16 protein-coding genes and 3 tRNA genes are annotated in these 18,272 nt (G+C 16.8%); 11 read left to right on the forward strand and 8 right to left on the reverse strand.

Translation table 11 applies throughout. The annotated features are described in order from the left end of the window. Window positions 1–12: 12 nt before the first annotated feature. The gene (gene pyk, locus AACK90_RS00270; protein WP_339043350.1) at window positions 13–1,458 is read right to left on the reverse strand and encodes a pyruvate kinase; all 1,446 of its coding nucleotides are present in this window, start codon (window positions 1,456–1,458) and stop codon (window positions 13–15) included. A 385-nt stretch (window positions 1,459–1,843) separates the two neighbouring features. Here pyk and zwf point away from each other — a divergent pair, with 385 nt between their 5' ends. From zwf to tsaB, 4 genes are all read left to right on the forward strand, one after another. Next, on the forward strand, window positions 1,844–3,319 hold the full coding sequence (gene zwf / locus AACK90_RS00275; protein ID WP_339043660.1) for a glucose-6-phosphate dehydrogenase: 1,476 nt from the start codon (window positions 1,844–1,846) through the stop codon (window positions 3,317–3,319). Between the two features lie 216 nt (window positions 3,320–3,535). Then, window positions 3,536–4,417: a protease HtpX gene (htpX, locus tag AACK90_RS00280; RefSeq protein WP_339043352.1), complete on the forward strand. Its 882-nt coding sequence runs from the start codon at window positions 3,536–3,538 to the stop codon at window positions 4,415–4,417. 733 nt (window positions 4,418–5,150) lie between these two features. After that, window positions 5,151–6,698 (forward strand): TerC family protein, encoded by a 1,548-nt coding sequence (locus AACK90_RS00285; protein WP_339043354.1) that lies wholly within the window; start codon window positions 5,151–5,153, stop codon window positions 6,696–6,698. Window positions 6,699–6,808: 110 nt separating this feature from the next. Then, window positions 6,809–7,495, forward strand: a complete 687-nt coding sequence (gene tsaB, locus AACK90_RS00290) for a tRNA (adenosine(37)-N6)-threonylcarbamoyltransferase complex dimerization subunit type 1 TsaB (protein WP_339043356.1) — start codon at window positions 6,809–6,811, stop codon at window positions 7,493–7,495. Between the two features lie 25 nt (window positions 7,496–7,520). Here the strand turns inward: tsaB and minE are convergent, their stop codons facing one another. From minE to minC, 3 genes are read right to left on the reverse strand one after another with little or no spacing between them, the layout of a single operon-like run. After that, window positions 7,521–7,772 (reverse strand): cell division topological specificity factor MinE, encoded by a 252-nt coding sequence (gene minE, locus AACK90_RS00295; RefSeq protein ID WP_339043358.1) that lies wholly within the window; start codon window positions 7,770–7,772, stop codon window positions 7,521–7,523. Between the two features lie 2 nt (window positions 7,773–7,774). Continuing rightward, window positions 7,775–8,584: a septum site-determining protein MinD gene (minD, locus tag AACK90_RS00300; protein WP_339043360.1), complete on the reverse strand. Its 810-nt coding sequence runs from the start codon at window positions 8,582–8,584 to the stop codon at window positions 7,775–7,777. A gap of 28 nt (window positions 8,585–8,612) precedes the next feature. Next, window positions 8,613–9,275 carry a septum site-determining protein MinC gene (gene minC, locus AACK90_RS00305; protein WP_339043362.1) on the reverse strand — a complete coding sequence of 221 codons (663 nt, stop codon included), beginning with the start codon at window positions 9,273–9,275 and terminating at the stop codon, window positions 8,613–8,615. 216 nt (window positions 9,276–9,491) lie between these two features. On the opposite strand from minC, the gene AACK90_RS00310 reads away from it, so the two are divergent. Beyond that, a complete protein-coding gene (locus tag AACK90_RS00310; RefSeq protein ID WP_339043364.1) occupies window positions 9,492–10,508 on the forward strand; it encodes a methyltransferase in 1,017 nt (338 codons plus the stop codon). A 22-nt stretch (window positions 10,509–10,530) separates the two neighbouring features. On the opposite strand, the gene AACK90_RS00315 is transcribed toward AACK90_RS00310, so the two are convergent. Continuing rightward, window positions 10,531–10,616, reverse strand: a tRNA-Leu gene (locus AACK90_RS00315). A gap of 69 nt (window positions 10,617–10,685) precedes the next feature. Then, a tRNA-Cys gene (locus AACK90_RS00320) sits at window positions 10,686–10,758 on the reverse strand. A 256-nt stretch (window positions 10,759–11,014) separates the two neighbouring features. Between AACK90_RS00320 and AACK90_RS00325 the strand changes: the two genes are divergently transcribed. Further along, window positions 11,015–11,099: transfer RNA gene (locus AACK90_RS00325), tRNA-Ser, on the forward strand. Window positions 11,100–11,153: 54 nt separating this feature from the next. Here the strand turns inward: AACK90_RS00325 and AACK90_RS00330 are convergent. Beyond that, window positions 11,154–12,446 (reverse strand): OmpA family protein, encoded by a 1,293-nt coding sequence (locus AACK90_RS00330; RefSeq protein ID WP_339043366.1) that lies wholly within the window; start codon window positions 12,444–12,446, stop codon window positions 11,154–11,156. A gap of 569 nt (window positions 12,447–13,015) precedes the next feature. Between AACK90_RS00330 and AACK90_RS00335 the strand changes: the two genes are divergently transcribed. Beyond that, window positions 13,016–13,711 (forward strand): hypothetical protein, encoded by a 696-nt coding sequence (locus AACK90_RS00335; RefSeq protein WP_339043368.1) that lies wholly within the window; start codon window positions 13,016–13,018, stop codon window positions 13,709–13,711. A 331-nt stretch (window positions 13,712–14,042) separates the two neighbouring features. Continuing rightward, a complete protein-coding gene (locus tag AACK90_RS00340; RefSeq protein ID WP_339043370.1) occupies window positions 14,043–14,699 on the forward strand; it encodes a flagellar basal body L-ring protein FlgH in 657 nt (218 codons plus the stop codon). A 128-nt stretch (window positions 14,700–14,827) separates the two neighbouring features. On the opposite strand, the gene AACK90_RS00345 is transcribed toward AACK90_RS00340, so the two are convergent. After that, on the reverse strand, window positions 14,828–16,009 hold the full coding sequence (locus AACK90_RS00345) for a ribonuclease E/G (protein ID WP_339043372.1): 1,182 nt from the start codon (window positions 16,007–16,009) through the stop codon (window positions 14,828–14,830). Between the two features lie 115 nt (window positions 16,010–16,124). On the opposite strand from AACK90_RS00345, the gene AACK90_RS00350 reads away from it, so the two are divergent. The 3 genes from AACK90_RS00350 to AACK90_RS00360 all read left to right on the forward strand — a co-directional run bounded on the left by AACK90_RS00350 (window position 16,125) and on the right by AACK90_RS00360 (window position 18,265). Beyond that, window positions 16,125–17,069 (forward strand): RluA family pseudouridine synthase, encoded by a 945-nt coding sequence (locus AACK90_RS00350; RefSeq protein WP_339043374.1) that lies wholly within the window; start codon window positions 16,125–16,127, stop codon window positions 17,067–17,069. A gap of 109 nt (window positions 17,070–17,178) precedes the next feature. After that, window positions 17,179–17,349 carry a 50S ribosomal protein L32 gene (gene rpmF / locus AACK90_RS00355; RefSeq protein WP_339043375.1) on the forward strand — a complete coding sequence of 57 codons (171 nt, stop codon included), beginning with the start codon at window positions 17,179–17,181 and terminating at the stop codon, window positions 17,347–17,349. 34 nt (window positions 17,350–17,383) lie between these two features. Beyond that, window positions 17,384–18,265, forward strand: a complete 882-nt coding sequence (locus AACK90_RS00360; protein WP_339043377.1) for an acyltransferase domain-containing protein — start codon at window positions 17,384–17,386, stop codon at window positions 18,263–18,265. Window positions 18,266–18,272: the final 7 nt, after the last annotated feature.

Below are 18,272 nucleotides of genomic sequence, written 5' to 3' on the forward strand. Positions count from 1 at the left end.
ATTTAATATTTTTTATAATTTTACTTTTAAAATTCTTATTGTATTTGTATTACCAGGAATTCCTTTAACATCTCCTTGAGTAATTATAACTATATCGTTAAATTGTAAATATTTATTTTTAAATAATAATTTTATAGCTTCTTTTGAAGCAGATAATCCTTCTTTTTTAGTATTAAAAAAAATAGGTATTACGCCTCTATATAAAGAAGTTAAATTTAAAGTTTTTTTATTTCTTGATAAAGCAAAAATTGGAAGGCCAGAACTAATTCTAGATGTTATTAAAGGTGTTTTTCCAGATTCCGTCATTGTAATTATAGCTTTTACTCTTTTTAAATGATTTGCAGAATACATAGCTGAAAGTGAAATAATTTCTTCAATATTATCAAATGAAAAATTTATTCTATGTCTGGAAATATTTATACTTGGAACTTTTTCTGCTCCTTTACATACTTTTGACATTACTCTAACTGTTTCAACAGGATTTTTTCCTGAAGCAGTTTCAGAAGATAACATAACAGCATCACTTCCATCTAAAACAGCATTTGAAACATCCATGACTTCTGCTCTAGTAGGAATAGGATTTAAAATCATAGACTCCATCATTTGAGTTGCTGTAATTACTACTCTATTTAATTGACGAGCTTTTCTAATAAGTTTTTTTTGCATTCCAGCTAATTCAGGATCTCCAATTTCAATTCCTAAATCTCCTCTTGCAACCATAATAGCATCTGATGATAATATAATTTCTTCTATAACTTTATCATTTTTAACTGCTTCTGCGCGTTCTATTTTTGCAATAATTTTAGCAGAACTTCCAGATTTAATTATTAATTTTCTAGCAATTTTTAAATCTTCTGCAGATTTTGGAAAAGAAATAGCTAAATAATCTACATTAATTTTAGAAGCTATTAATATATCTCTTTTATCTTTATTTGTGATAGATCCTGCGTTTAATCCTCCTCCTAATTTATTAATTCCTTGATTATTTTTTAAAATTCCTCCAATTATAACTTTTGTAAATACTTGTATTTTTTTAACTTTTAAAACAATTAATTGAATTTTTCCATCATCAAGTAATAAAATATCTTTTTTACGAATATCATTTGGCAAATTTTTATAATTAAATCCTATTTTTTTTTTATTTCCTAATTTTTTTTTATAAGAATAATCTAATATAAAAAGATTTCCTTTTTTTAAAAAAATTTTATTTTTTTTAAATTTTGAAATTCTTATTTTAGGCCCTTGTAAATCTCCTAAAATTGCAACATGACTTCCTGTTTCTTTAATAATTTTTTTTGCTTTTTTTGCTCTAATTAAATGTTCTTTATGTGTTCCATGAGAAAAGTTTAATCTTAAAACATTTGCTCCAGATAATATTATTTTTTTTAAAATTTTACTTGAATCTGTAGATGGTCCAAGTGTCACTACAATTTTTGTTCTTCTAATACGTTTTAACATTTTTATGTTCCTAAATTTTTATTTTAAATCGAAACGAATTTATTAAAAACAAATAAGATTAATTATTAAACAAAATTTTTTAAAATATTTTTTATTATCAATTGATATAATCTTTTTTATAAAATAAAATAATAAAAATAAATATTATTTAAAATTTATTAAAATTTTATATTTTATATAAAAAATTATATTTATTTATAATAATAATATTTTTAATATAAAATTTTTAAAAATTTTAAAATAAATTTTTAAAAAAAATTTTAATTAAAAATTTAATTTTACAGTATTAATTAAACAATTATATTTATATATATCATATAATGTAATTTAATTAAAAATTAGTTTTTCATATAAAATTATTTATACTTTAAGAAATAGGATGTTAATAGTGTTTTCTAAAAAAATTAAAGAATGTGATTTAGTTATATTTGGTACTAAAGGTGATTTATCAAAAAGAAAATTATTTCCTGCTTTATATCAACTAGAAGAATCATTAAAGTTATATAAAAATACAAAAATTATTGGAGTTGGTCGTGCAGATTGGACTCAAGAATATTATAAAAAAATAATTAAAAAATATATTAAAAAATTTTCTTATAGGAAATTTAAAAAAAAAATATGGAAAAAATTTAGTAATAGATTATATTTTTGTAATATAGACGTCAATAAATTTTCAAACTTTTTAAAATTAAAAAAAATATTTAAAAAAGAAAAAAAAATAAAAATTTATTATTTTGCAATTCCTCAAAATACTTTTAAAAATATATTTAAAGGATTAAAAAAAATAAATTATAATTATATTCAAGATAGAATTATTTTAGAAAAACCTATCGGAAATTCTTTAGAAACTTCAAAAAAAATTAATAATCAAGTTGGAAAATATTTTCAAGAAAAACAGATTTTTAGAATAGATCATTACTTAGGCAAAGAAACTATTTTAAATTTATTGTCTTTAAAATTTTCTAATTCAATTTTTTTTACAAACTGGAATAAAAGTACAATTGATCATATTCAAATTACTGTAGCTGAAAAAATTGGAATAGAAGGAAGATGGAATTATTTCGATAAAATAGGACAAATGAGAGATATGATTCAAAATCATTTACTTCAAATATTATGTATTTTAACTATGTCTCCTCCTATTAATCTTCAATCAAATAGTATAAGGGATGAAAAATTAAAAATATTAAAATCATTAAGAATGATAAATGAAAAAAATGTTAATAAAAATACTGTAAGAGGTCAATATAAATCCGGATTTTTTAAAAATAAAAATATTCCAGGTTATATTGATGAAATAAACTCAATTAAAAATAGTAATACTGAAACTTTTGTATCAATTAAAGTAAATATAGATAATTCTCAATGGCATGGAGTTCCTTTTTATTTACGTACTGGAAAAAGATTACCTTTAAAACATTCTGAAATTGTTATCTATTTTAAAAAAAATGATTTTAATTTATTTAATAATTTTAAAAAGAAATTACCATTAAATAAAATAGTTATTCGTTTAGAACCAAATGAAGGAATAGATATTTTTATTCTTAATAAAATACCAAAATTAGATTCAAAATATGAATTAAAAGAAATAAAATTAAATTTTGATTATAAAAAAACTTTTAATAAATGTACACTATATAATGCTTATGAAAGATTACTATTAGAAAGTTTTTTAGGTTCTCAATCTTTATTTGTAAGACGTGATGAAATAGAAGAATCTTGGAAATGGATAGATTCAATTATTAATGCATGGAATAAGAAAAAATCAAAACTAGAATTATATACTGCCGGAACATGGGGTCCAAAATCTTCTAATACTCTTTTAAAGAAAGATGGTAGATTTTGGAATAAAATAAAATAATTTATATAAAAATTTTTTTAGAAAATATATTTAAAAATATTTTTCATTAATTGAAATTATATTTTTTAAAAAATATAATTATATTTAATATTAATTTCAAATAACTTATTTAAATAATTCAAAATATTTTTATGAATATAAAAAAGATTAACTTATAATTTTTTTTAATAAAAATAAAAAAATAAGTAATATTGAATAATTTTAAAAGGAAAATTCATGATTCGAATTTTATTATTTTTGTTAACAAATTTAGCTGTTATTAGTATATTATGTATCTTATCTTTTTTTATTGATATTCAAAATAAAAATTTTTTATTATTTTTGTTATCTACAACTTTATTTGGTTTTGGAGGATCATTTTTATCCCTTTTATTATCAAAAAAAATTGCTCTTTTTTCAATTAATTCCAAAGTGATTAAAACTCCAAAAAATTTAAGAGAAAAATGGTTGTTAAATATAGTTAAAAAACAAGCCAATCAATTAAAAATAAAAATTCCAGATTTAACTATTTATAAATCTAAAAATATAAATGCTTTTGCTACAGGAGCCACTAAAAATTCTTCTTTAGTTGCACTTTCAGAAAAATTATTAAATAATATGAATGAAAATGAAATAAAAGCAGTAATTGCTCATGAAATGACTCATATTTCTAATGGAGATATGGTTACTATGACTTTAATACAAGGTATTACAAATACATTTGTTATATTCATATCACGAGTTATTTCAAATTTTATATCTCATATATTTAACAATTCTGAAAATACTAATTGGTTTTTAAAAAAAAATAAATTTATTAATTTAATAATTACTTTATTTTTAGAAATTTTATTTGGCACTTTATCTGGAATAATTGTAATGTGGTTTTCTAGATATAGAGAATTTTATGCAGATGCTGGATCAGCAAAACTTGTTGGAAAAAAAAACATGATTTCAGCATTAATAAGTATTAAAAATAATATTAGTACTTCAACAAAACATGAAAATCTCTCTACATTATATATAAATAATAAAAATAAATGTGTTTCATATTTATTCATGTCACATCCAACAATAAAAAATAGAATTAAAGCATTAATGAAAGAAACATATATGTAAAAATTTAGGTCTTCATAAAAGAAAATAAAGTTATTTTCTTTTATGAAATAAATAAATCTTTATTATTTTTTAAAATTTATTAGTAGTTAATGTAAAGATTGTTTTTTATTCAAAAATCCTCTATGATATTATTATTAATATTTTCTATTAAAATTATTTTTTTATTTTTTTAAAAAAGTTATTTAAAAAATTTTATAATTAATTATAAAAAATTTTTTAAAAACTTTATATAAACAATGTTTTTTTATAATATAAAACTTTTAAATTAAATTTTAAATATTAGCAATTAAAGCTTAATAAAATGATTTAAATAAAAATAAAAGGATTTATATTTATTGTTCTTGACTATCATAATAAAATTTTTTATGAATTTTAAATATAAAAAAAGTATTTAAAATGTTTAAAAAAATAAAAAAATATTAAATTTAAAATTTAAAAATATTTAAAAATCATTCAAATATAAAAATTTTTTCAATTTTATAGAAATTTATTTTTTTAAAAATTTTTTTTAAAAATTTTTATAAAAATAAAAATTTTTATAATAAATCTCTATTCAAATATTGAGGTTACAAAAAATATTTTAAAATTTTAATAAAAAATATAATTATTATTTAATTTATAAAAAATTTTATAATTTTTTTAAACAATTTAATAAAAAATTTAATATATTTTAAAAAATATTTTTTTTTAAAAATATTAAATATAAATTTTTCCTATTTTACGGAGTTATTGAATGGGATTTATTTTAAACCCGTCGGCATGGACTGGTTTAGTAGTATTAATAATTATTGAAATAGTATTAGGTATTGATAATTTAATTTTTTTAACTATTTTAGTAAAGAAATTATCTCCTAAACAAAGAAAAAAAGCTAGAATAATTGGATTAATTTTATCTTTTTTTATTAGAATTTTTTTTCTTTCAATTATTTCATGGTCTACTTCACTTACATATCCTTTTTATTCAAATCAATATGTTACTCTTTCAATTAGAGAAATTATTTTTCTAATTGGTGGAATTTTTTTATCTTTTGTTGCTATTTTAGAATTAAATGATAAATTATGTAATAAAATTTCAAAAAAAAAAAAAAATAAATGTTATTCAAATTTTTGGATAATAATTTTTCAAATAATTACTTTAGATGCAATTTTTTCATTAGATTCAATTATTACTGCTGTTGGTATAGTAAATAACATACTTATTATGACTTTAGCAGTTTTAATAGCTATGTGTTTTATGTTATTTATATTAAAATCATTAAAAAAATTTATAAATAAATATCAAGCAATAGTGATTTTATGTTTAGGTTTTTTATTAATGATTGGGTTAAGTTTAATATTAGAAGTTTTAGGTTTATATATTCCAAAAACATATTTATATTCTGCTATTGGATTTTCAATATTTGTTGAACTCTTTAACCAAATATCAAAATATAATTTTTTACTATATCAATATGGAAGACCAATTCGAACAAGAGTATTAGAAACTTTTTTAAAAATTATTAAAAAAGAAAAACAAAAAAATAAACATATTAAAAATACTATTCAAGATAAAAAATATACTTCAAAAGAATATAGTAATTTAAAAAAAGAAGAAAAATATATGATTTATAGTCTTTTAAATTTAGCTATTAGACCTATAAAAAGTATAATGACTCCAAGAGCTGAAATTTCATGGATCAATATTAAAAAATCATCTAATGAAATTAAAAAGAAATTAATAGATACTCCTCATAGTTTATTTCCTATATGTCAAGGAGAATTAGATAAAGTTATAGGAGTAGTAAGAGCAAAAGAACTATTATCAATAATAGAAAAAAAAAAAGATATATTAAAATTTGTTTTACAAAATAAACCAATTATTGTTTTTGAAACATTAAGTCCTATAAGTTTGTTAAAAATATTAAAAAAATCTAAAGGAAACATCGTAATTGTTATAAATAAATTTCATATAGTTCAAGGTTTAATTACTCCTTTAGATTTTTTAAAAGCAATTGCAGGAGATTTTCCAGACGCAGATGAAACACCAGATATTATAAAAGAAAAAAATGGATGGTTAGTTAAAGGAAATACTAATTTACATTCCATTCAACAATTTTTAAATATAAAAAATTTAATAAAAAAAAAAACAATACATGCATCTATAGCTGGTTTATTAATTGAAAAAAAAGGAGAAATTCCTTCTCAAGGAGATGTTATTAATATTTCTTCTTTTAGTTTTAAAATTATAAAAGTAAATAATTATGCAATAGATTTAATTAGAATTACAAAAAATAAGAAATAAATATTAAAAAATTATAATTTATTCATGATTTTAAATATGAATAAATTATAAAAAATGTTTTTAATAATTTATTATCATAAAAATAAACAAATAAAAAAAAAAAAAAAAAAATGAAAATACTTACTTTCTATAATTTTAATAATATATGTTCAGTATCTTTAAAAAATAATGAAAAAATATCTTATGAAATTAATTGTGTTAATAAAAATTCAAATTTTTCTGTTTTATTTACAATAAATAAAATTTTATTTAAAAACTCTCTTAAATTAAAAGATGTGGATGTTATTTCATTTTCTAATGGTCCTGGATCATTTACTGGAATAAGAACGTCTATAATCCTTGCAAAAGGTTTATCTATTGGATCAAATGTACCATTAATGAGTATTTCCATGTTAGAAATATATGCATATAAAGCAAAAAAAATTACATGTTATAAAAATTTTTTAGTAATTTTAAAAGCTAATAAAAAAAATTTATATTTTGGTAAATATATTTTATCAAAAAATAATTTATTATTTAAAAAAAAAGAAATATTTTTATCAAATAAAAACGCTTATAAAAAAATAAAAATGTTAAAAAAAAATTGGATAATTATAAAAAATTTTAATTCTATATTATTTAATAAAATAAAAAAAAAAAAAATATTAAATATTAATAATATAAATGCATTAGATATTATTTTTTTAACTTTAAAAAAAATTAAATTTAAAAAAAAAATAAATAATAATATAATTTTTCCAAATTATTTAAATAATACTATGATTTTAAAAAAAAAAAAAATAAATAATTTAAAATAAATTTTTTTATTAATTTTTTAAAAAATTAATCTGGTAGTTTTACATTTAACTCTAGTATTGATATATTATTATCTTTATGTCCTAATTGTACTGTAATTGAATTTTTATCAATATTAATATATTTACAAATTACTTTTAGTATTTCTTTTTTTAATTCTGGAATATAATTAGGTTGAATATTATTTTGTCTTTGTTCAGCAACAATAATTTGAAGTCTTTTCTTAGCTATAAAAGCAGTATTTTGATGACGAGATAAAAAAAAATTTAATAAAGACATAATTACCTCCCAAACCAACGTTGAAAAAAATTTTTTCTTTTTTTTATATATTTAAATGGAACAATTTTACCTAATAATCTACTAACAACATCTTTATAAGATATACCAGCATGAGAGTTAGAATTTAAAATTACAGGAATTCCTTTATTGGAAGATTTTAAAACATATTCATCTTCTGGTATAACTCCTATTAATTTAATTCTTAAAATTTCTAAAATATCTTTTACGCTTAACATATCTCCTGAATAAACTTTTTCTGGAGAATATCTTGTTAATAATAAATGTTCTTTTACAGGTTTTTTATTTTTTTTTGAACGTTCGGATTTTGATGAAATAATTCCTAAAATTCTGTCTGCATCTCTTACTGATGAAATTTCAGGATTTGTAGTAATTATCGCTTCATCTGCAAAATATAAAGCTAAAACAGCTCCTCTTTCTATTCCAGCAGGTGAATCACAAATAATGAAATCAAAATTCATTTTTTTTAATTTTTTAAAAATTATTTTCACACCATCACAAGTTAATGATTTTTTATCTTTTGTCTGAGAAGCTGGAAGAATAAATAAATTTTTTGTATATTTATCTTTAATTAAAGTTTGGTTAACAGTTGCTTCTCCTTGAATGATATTTATAAAATCATAGACAACTCTTCTTTCACAACCCATAATTAAATCTAAATTTCTTAAACCAACATCAAAATCAATCACAACTGTTTTTTTTCCAGATTGAGCTAAACCAGTAGCAATAGATGCACTAGATGTTGTTTTTCCTACTCCTCCTTTTCCAGATGTAATTACAATTATACGTGTCATATTTTTAATTTCCTATAAAATAAAAAAATTATATTTTTTTTATTTGAATTATTCCATTTTTTAAATATATTTGAGCGGATTTATTTAAAATTTTTTTAGGAATAGAATCTATTAAACAATATTCTCCAGCAATAGATAATAATTCAGAAGATAAATATTTACTAAAAATTTTTCTAGTACCATCACCATTTGCTCCAGCTAAAGCTCTTCCCTGTAATTTTCCATACACATGAATATTTCCATCCGATATAATTTCTGCACCTACATTTACATTATTTGTAATAATTAAATCAGATTTTTTAGCATAAATAGTTTGCCCAGAACGTATTGTATTTTTATAAAAGATACTCTTATAAAATTTTTTTACTACGTTTATTTTTTTTTGAATTAAACTTTTATTTTTTAGGAAAATAGGAAATCCTGATTTAATAATTTTTTTTTTCAATTTTAAATCAAAACAATCACTTATTCCTATAATAATAAATTTTTTCTTTAAAATTATTTTATAAATTTTATTCCAATTAATATTTTTTGGACATAAAGATAAATTTATTATAATTGGAGCATTTTTAAAAAAATCTTTTGATTCTTTTATTTTTTTTTTTAATGCATGATAAATTAATTCTAATTTATTACTTTTTATGTAAAGTACTAGAGTTGTAAAAACACTTCCCTTAAATTGAATAGGCATATTTTTATATTTAATTTTTTAAAATTTTTTTATTTTAATATATTAAAATTTTAATTTCATAAAAATTATATTTTATGTATTTGTTAATTGCAAAAAAAAAATAAAAAAAATATTATAAAAATTTTTTTTATTTTAAATAATATATTTATAGAATAATAACATGAACAAAAATTATTTACATTAAAATACATATAAAAATTTTATAAGGAGATTATCTTGAATTTAAGTTCTACTAGTAAATTAATATTTCGTTTAAAAAATATTTTTATTAAAAAAAAAGTTTTATTTTCGGGATATATAAAAGACTCACTACCAGAAATTTTAATAACAAAAAAAACAAGTATTCACCTTCAAAAATATAATTTTTTAAAATATTTTAAAGAAAATATAAAAAAAAATTTATTTATAAATTTTTTAATTAATAAAAAAAATATTAAAAAATATAATACAGTTATTTATTATTTTTCTAAAAATAAAAAAGAATCATATTTTCATATAAAAAATATATTATCTGTAATAAATATTAAATCAACTATTTTTATAGTAGGAGAAAATAAAAGCGGAATTAATAGCTTTGTTAAATTTTATAAAAAAAAAATTAATTTTAGTAAATTAAGTTACGGAAAAAAATGTACAATTTATTCTTATATTGTTACTAATAGAATTTCTTTTAAATTAAAAAATTTTTTTAAAACAAATTATTGGAAAAATATTAAAATTAAATTTTTACCAGGAGTATTTGGATATAAAAGGATAGATGAAGGTAGTAAATTATTAGTTTCAACATTTTTATCAAATAAAATATTTAATAAAAAAGTATTAGATATTGGAGCAGGATCTGGATTTTTATCAATAATTTTTCTAAAATTTAATAATACAAATAAAATAACTATGTCTGATATTTGTTTAAAATCTATTAAATGTTGTAAAAAAAATTTTTATTTAAATAAATTAACAGGAATTTTTATAGAAAGTGATTTATATTCAAATATTAATAAAAGATTTGATTTAATTATTTCTAATCCTCCTCTTCATGAAAATTTAAAAAAATCTCTTTTTTTTTTAAAAAAAATTATTAAAAAATCTTTTTTTTATTTAAAAAAAAATGGTGAATTAAGAATTGTTGTAAATAAATGTTACTCATGTATTAAATATTTTAAAAAAACTTTTAAAAAATATAAAATATTAAAAGAAAATAAAAATTTTAGAATATACCAAGGATTTAAAAATTAATATTTTATATTTTTAAAATATATACCCGAAGCGGGACTCGAACCCACAAAGTTATAAATAACCGAGGGATTTTAAGTCCCTTGTGTCTACCAATTTCACCATTCGGGCGTATTTTTTAAAATATATAAAAAATATTATTGTATTGTATTTATTTTTTTTTAAAATAATATTTATATAAGGCGCACCTCGGAATCGAACCGAGCTATACGGATTTGCAATCCGCTGCATAATGCCAATCTGCCAATGCACCATTATTATTTATAAAATAAAATGTTATTCACTATATATACAATAAATAATATTAATATGTCAATAAATTCTTTTAGAAAAAATTGAATTATTTAAAAAATGTTTATAAAAAATTTTTAAAAAATTAAAAATAAAAATAAACTTTACATTATCATCTATAATATATTATTATGTATATAATTTATTTATTTTTATAAGTTTTAAAAAATATATTTTTTTAAAATTATATTTAATAAAATAAAATTTTTTAATAATGTGGAGGGATGGCCGAGTGGTTTAAGGCAGCGGTCTTGAAAACCGCCGATGAGAAATCATCCGAGAGTTCGAATCCCTCTCCCTCCAAAAATTTTTTCTAAATTAAAAAAATAATAATATTTTATAAAATATTTCTTTTTTTTATTTTATTCCTTCAACAAAGATATCTATTTTTTTATCTTTAGATAAATTTGATTTTAAAAAATTTTCATTATTTTTATTTGTTTCGTTAAAATTTTTTAATAAAGATTTAAAATTTTTATAATTTTTAATGATTATTTGTTTAGAATGAATTCCAAATTTTTGTAAATATTTTGAAACAACGTTTGCTCTAATTAATGAAAAAGAATCTTTTTCATTTTTATTTTTTTGATTTTCAAAATTTCCTTTTATAAAAACTTTAACATTCTTTAAAGAATTTAATTTAATTGAATGTATTAATTTATCTAAAGAATTTTTTTCTGAATTATTTAAATCAAAACTTACAGATGAACAACTTATTACTTGATGAAGTCTTAAAATATTACCATTCAACATATTAAAAGGAAATGAATTTAATGAAAATTCTGGTAAAATTCTTTTAAAACTCCATAGAAAATTAAAATTTATAGAATTATAATCATGATATTTTGCATGTTTATTAGAAAATAAATGTACTTTTCTTTCAAATTCAATTCTTGAATATAAATTTTTACTTAAATTAAGTTGAATACCTGCACTAACTACAGGATATGCATTATTTATTAAAAAATTTCTTGAATTTTGTTTTAAATCATTATAAAAATTTTTATAAATATTAACAGATACTCCCAAACGACTATATAAATTTATTCTATTAGTAATAATAGGTAAAGAAAGTTTTGTAGTAATTTCTATATTAGGTTTAGGATATATATTGTATACTTTTTTTTGTTCTTGAGCATAATTATAACTTCTTTTAAATACAGTTTTTTCAGCTGTTTTTTTATCAATAGGAGGTAGATGTCTTAATACTTTTTCTTCTTCAACTGGATATATACCAGGAGATGTGCTTTTCTTTTTTTCTATTGGTGTATTTTGTATATGTGTAATAGATTGAGGAGTTTTTAAATTTTTTAAATAAGAATCATGTGAAACATTGTTATCATTTTCTTTGGAAGGATTTACAAAATTTGATGTATTATTAAAATAATTTATAGGATTATTATAAGATAATTCAAATGAAACATATGGATTACTTTGATATCCAATACAAAAACCAAAAAGTGATTTTTTCCAAGAATTTTTATAAATATCACTTAAATTTATTAAATCAATCCATTTTGGATGATTAGGTTGTACAATTGATGTTTTTGATCCAAAATAAAAAGAATTTATATGAAGTTTAGTATGAGCTTGTACTGTAGAGATACTACTTCCTAACAAAACAGAAAGAAATATAGCTTTATTTTTCATTCACACTCCATTTTTTTAAATTAAAAAATAATTATAAATAATTTTATTTATAATGTATGAAATTTTTAAAAAAATTTCTAAAATATTTTTTTTAAATTATTAAATTATATTAATAATATAAAATTTTATTTTTAAATAATTTTTATATAAAATACTATATAATAAATACTTTTTTATAAGTGATTTTTTTTTTTTAAAAAATATATACTTTAGTTATTATAAAATAAATATAAAAATAATAAAAGTACAAATAAAAAAAATATTAAAATATTTTTTAAAAAAAATAAAATGATCATTCTTTTAAAAATTTTAATATATTTTTTTGTAATTTATTAATTTCGTTATATTAAAAAAAAATAAATAAATAAATACAATTTTTAATTAATTTAAAATATGATAAAATATAAAATAAATAAAATTTTAAAAAATATAAAATTTTAAAAATTTATTTATATATAAATATAATATTTATTGATTTTAATATTTTTAAATTTATTATATTTAAGAATATTATTATCTTAAATAAATATTTCAAATTAAATCAAACTGATAAATAGGTTTAAAAAAAAATGAATAATTCTATTAAAAATAATTCTATTTTAAATGCTATTAACTTAAATAAAAAAAATTATAAAACAAACTCTAAAAGTAATAATTTAAATCAAGATTTAAATAATGATTTCTTAAAAATTTTACTTAAAAAAATAGATCACAAAAACTTAAATCAAAATATTTCTAAAAACAAATGTATTTCTAATTTAAATTTCTCTAGAAATATAAAAAAATTATATGATGAAGATGAAGAAGATAATAGTGTAGAAATGTTAAAAGAATATCATAATACTACAGCATATTCATCTTTAGTTAACAAAAGAGTTCTTATAGAAACTTCTGAAGTAGTTTTTACAAATCCGATTATAATTGGAGCAAGATTTCCTAAAGATATTCAAAATGTACGTGTTGTTTTTGCAGATGATAATAGAAATATTATTTTCTCAAAAGATTTAGGTCCTTCTCCAGCAGGAAATAATATATATACTATTGATAGAAATGAAATTGATAGTAAATATTATAATACAGATGTTGATCATCCATCAATATATAATTTTGCAATAGTTGCAAAAAATCCATTAGAAATTGTTCCAGCAGTACGTCTAAGTAGTGATATTGTAAAAAGCATTGTAGCGTCAAAAAATGATTTATGTTTAAATTTAAATTCATTAGGATTATGTTCTTTTACTGGACTTGTAAAAATATTATCATAAAATTTAAAATAAATAAGATTTTTATAAAATTAAAGTTTTATTAAACTTAATATATTTTTTTTAAAAAATATAAAAATTTTTTATAAAAATCCTTACTTAAAAATATTTTTTCAAAAATTAAAAAAAATAACCTATTTCATTTTAAAAAATAAAAATGATAGGTTATTTTATTTAAAAATTTATTTTTAAAAAAATTTTTTATATATTTAAAAAAAAAAAAAAAAAAAAAAAAAAAATAAAATAAAATAAAATAAAAAAAAATTTATTTTTTTAAATAAAAATTTATATATAAAAAAATAATATTTTTTTAAAAAATATTAAAGGTCTCTCTATGTTAAATTTTTTTTTATTTAATATAAGAAATTTTATTTTTATAAATATCATTTTTTTTTGTAATCAAAGTTTTTTTATATCTGAAAAATTCATACAAAATAATAAAGATTGTCAACAAATTCAAAAAAAAAATTATAATATATTTTCATCTTTAAAATCAAATAATAAAAAATTTTTAAAAAATTTTAAATTTATTAAAATAGGAGATTTAATTACTGTTTTATTCAATGAAAAAATACAATTTATAGATATAAATAAATGTTATAAAATTAATAAAAAAAAAAAAAAAAATAAAAATTTTTTTGTTTCTAATTTTTTGCAATGGTTAAATAATAATAAATGTTCAAAAAAATATATTAAAAAAAAAATTTTAAAAAACAAAAAATTTTTTAATAAATTTTATTTTAATAATGTTATTACAGTTATTGTTAAACATATTTATAGAAATGGATTATTAAAAATTTTTGGTAAAAAAAAAATTTTAATAAATAATAAAATTCATTTTATTGAAATTTCAGGCATAATAAATCCAAAAAATATTAATAAACATAATATGATAAATTCTTCTCAAATAACAAATATAAATATTAAATATATCCATAATAAAAACAATCATATAAAAAAAAAATTTTTTAATAATTTTTACTTTTCATAAAATTTTTAAAAAAATTTCAATATTTTTTTTTAAAATTTTATTTTTTTTATATTTCTTAAATATAAAAAATATATTAATATTAATAGTTTTACTTTTTTTTTTAAAATTTTAAACTATAAAAAATTAAATTAATCAAATATTTTTCCTGTTCCAAAACATTTATTACATTTTTTTATTTTTAAAATTTCTACATTAGTATATAATTTTTGTCTAGATAATTCTAATAAACCAAATTTAGAAATTTTTCCAATGGTAATTTTAGAAAATTCTCTTCTAGAAATTTTTTTCAAAAAAAATTCTATTTTTTTTTGATTTTTTTTGTTAGACATATTAATAAAATCTATAATAATAATTCCTCCTAAATCTCTTATTCTTATTTGTCTAATTATTTCAAATAAAGATTCTAAATTTGTATTAAAAGCTGTTTCTTCAAAGTTTTTTCCTTTCATAGAATTAGAAGAATTTACATCAATAATTGTTAATGCATCTGTAAAATCAAATATTAAAGAACTTCCAGATATAAGATTAACTTTTTTTTTAAAAATTTTAGAAATTTTAAAATTAATTTTATAAAAATCAAATATTTTTGTTTTATTTTTAAAATATTTTATTTTATTTAAAAATTTTTTTTCTTTAAAAAATAATAAAAAATTTTTAATTTTATTAAACAATTTTATATTATTAATAATAATTTTATTTAAATTAAAAATTATAATATTTCTTATAATAGTAAAAATAATATTATTTTTTTGAATATAATCAATTTTTTTATTTTTTTTTAACTTTAAATTTTTATAAATTTTTACTTGAATATTACAATCTAATTGAAGTTCTTTAATATCTTTTATTTTTGATGTAGTTCTTAAAATAATTCCCATTTTTTTTGGAATTTTTAATAATGAAATTATTTTTTTTAAACGATATCTATGGATTCCCATAATTTTTTTAGAAATTTTTTGAATATTTGGTTTATTAAGAATAAGAATAATATATAATCCATAAAAACAAATAAAAGTAGTTAATAAAACTCTTTTTTTTTTAATTTCTTCCTTAACTATTTGTACTAAAAATTTTTTTTTTATTTTTTTTTTATAAATATTTTTAAATGGTAAAAATCCAGATTTTTTATATCCATAATCTATAAAAATTGCATCTAAACTTAATTCTATATTTTTAACTTTTCCGAAATAAATATTATTTATTTTATTTTTATATAATTTTTCTATAAAAAAATGATATAAATTTTTATTATCTGTAATAGCAATTTCTATATTTTTTTCTTTAGAAACATTAATGAACATTTTTTTCATAAATTATAAACTTTTTGTTGAAAATTATTTTTTTATTAAATGCAAACATAAATATTTTAATATAAATTTTTTAAATAATTTTGCATTAATAATTTATATTATAAAGGAAATTTTAATGAGCTTAAAAAAAACAAAAGTATTTTTTGAAATAGTAAACAAATTATCAGAAAAACAAAGAATAGATAATTTTTTAATAAAAAAATTTAAAAAAATTCCTAAAAGTAAATTATATAACATAATTAGAAAAGGAAGAGTAAGAATTAATAAAAAAAGAGTTTTAGCAAAATATAAATTAAAAATAGGAGATTTAATTAGAATACCTCCATTAAAAATTTATAAATTTAATAAAAAAAAAATTAAGATTAATCAAATAAATAAAAAAATACTTAATAATATTTTATATGAAGATAAAATACTTCTTATTATAAATAAACCATCTGGAATATCTGTACATGCAGGAAGTGGAATAAATTTTGGAATTATAGAAAATCTTAGAATTTTAAGACCTTATGACAAATATCTAGAACTTATACATCGTTTAGATCGATTTACATCTGGAATATTAATGATTGCTAAAAGAAGATCTATATTACGTTATTTTCATGAACAATTAAGAATAAAAAATATAAAAAAAAAATATATTGCTTTAGTACACGGAAATTTTAATTTTAAAAATAAAATTGTTAATCAACCTTTATTAAAAAAAAATATATTAAAAAAAAAGAAAATGGTAAACGTAGATAAAAATGGAAAAAATTCAAAAACTATTTTTTATGTTAAAAAAAAAAATTTATTATATAGTTTACTTTCAATTATTCCTATTTCTGGTAGAACCCATCAAATAAGAGTACATTCTTCATTTTTAAATCATCCAATATTATTTGATAATAGATATGGAAACAAAAAATTAGACAAAAATATTAAGATAAAAAAAATAAAAAAAAAATTGTTATTGCATGCAAATAAAATTTCTTTTATACATCCTAAATTTAAAAAAAATATTACTATTAAAGCACCTTTAGAAAAAAATTTTAAAAAAGTTATAAAATTTTTATTTTAAACATTATTTTTTTATAAAATTCAATTTAACTAATAAAATTATTACTTGAATAATTTTATTATTTACTGTATTTTATACTTATATATTAATATTAATAAAAAGAGAATATATGGCTGTTCAAAAAAGTAAACCAACAAGATCAAAAAGAGGAATGCGTAGAATACACGATTCATTAAATAAAAATCTACAATTATTATCTATTGATAAAAATACAAAAGAAATTCATATTAGACATAATTTAACAAAAAAAGGTTTTTATAAAGGAAAAAAAATTATTTAAAAAAATCGTATTTTTTAAATAGTGAATTTAAAAAATGATAAAATTTTCTATGATTTTTCCTGGGCAAAATATTCAAAATATTAAAATGCTTCAAATATTATATAAAAATTATCCAATAATGAGAAATACATTTAGTGAAGCATCTTATTATTTAAAATATGATTTATGGAAAAAAATTTCAAAAAGATCTTTTAACAATAAAAAAATTTCTCAAATCGAAATACTAGTTAGCTCTATTTCAATATTTAGAGTATGGAAAAAAATAATTACAATTAATCCAAAAATAATAGTTGGACATAGTTTAGGGCAATATTCTGCATATGTATGTAGTAAAATATTAAAATTTTCAGATGCAATAAAAATTGTTAAATATAGAGAAAAAATTATGAAATCCAATCCAGGTTTCATGTATGCAATTATTTCAAAAAAAAAAAATATTAATATAATTTTAAAAAAGATTTCTACAAATAAAAAAATTTTTATAGCTTGTATTAATTCCAATACACAAATTGTTGTAACTGGAAAAAAAAAATATATTAAAAATATATATCATATATGTAAAAAATTTAAAACAAAAAAAATTATTAAATTACCTACAAAATATATTTCTCATTGTAAATCTATGAAAAATATAAAAAAATTATTATTTAAAAAATGTATTTGTATTCCTTTTAAAAAATCGAAATATCAAATTTTAGATAGTTCAGAATTAAAATTTATTCAAAATCCAATTCAATCAAAAAATTTTTTAATAAATCAATTGTGTAAAACAATTCAATGGAATAAAACAATTAATTTAATTATTTCTAAAAAAATTAAATATTTTTTAGAAGTCGGAACTTCTAATTTTTTAAATAACTTTTTTATCAAAAAAAAAAAATATATTCCTTTATCAATAAAAAAATATTTAATATAAAATTGAA

The sequence above is a fragment of the Buchnera aphidicola (Periphyllus acericola) genome, from assembly GCF_964019855.1.
In the GTDB taxonomy this organism is placed as follows: domain Bacteria; phylum Pseudomonadota; class Gammaproteobacteria; order Enterobacterales; family Enterobacteriaceae; genus Buchnera_J; species Buchnera_J aphidicola_BC.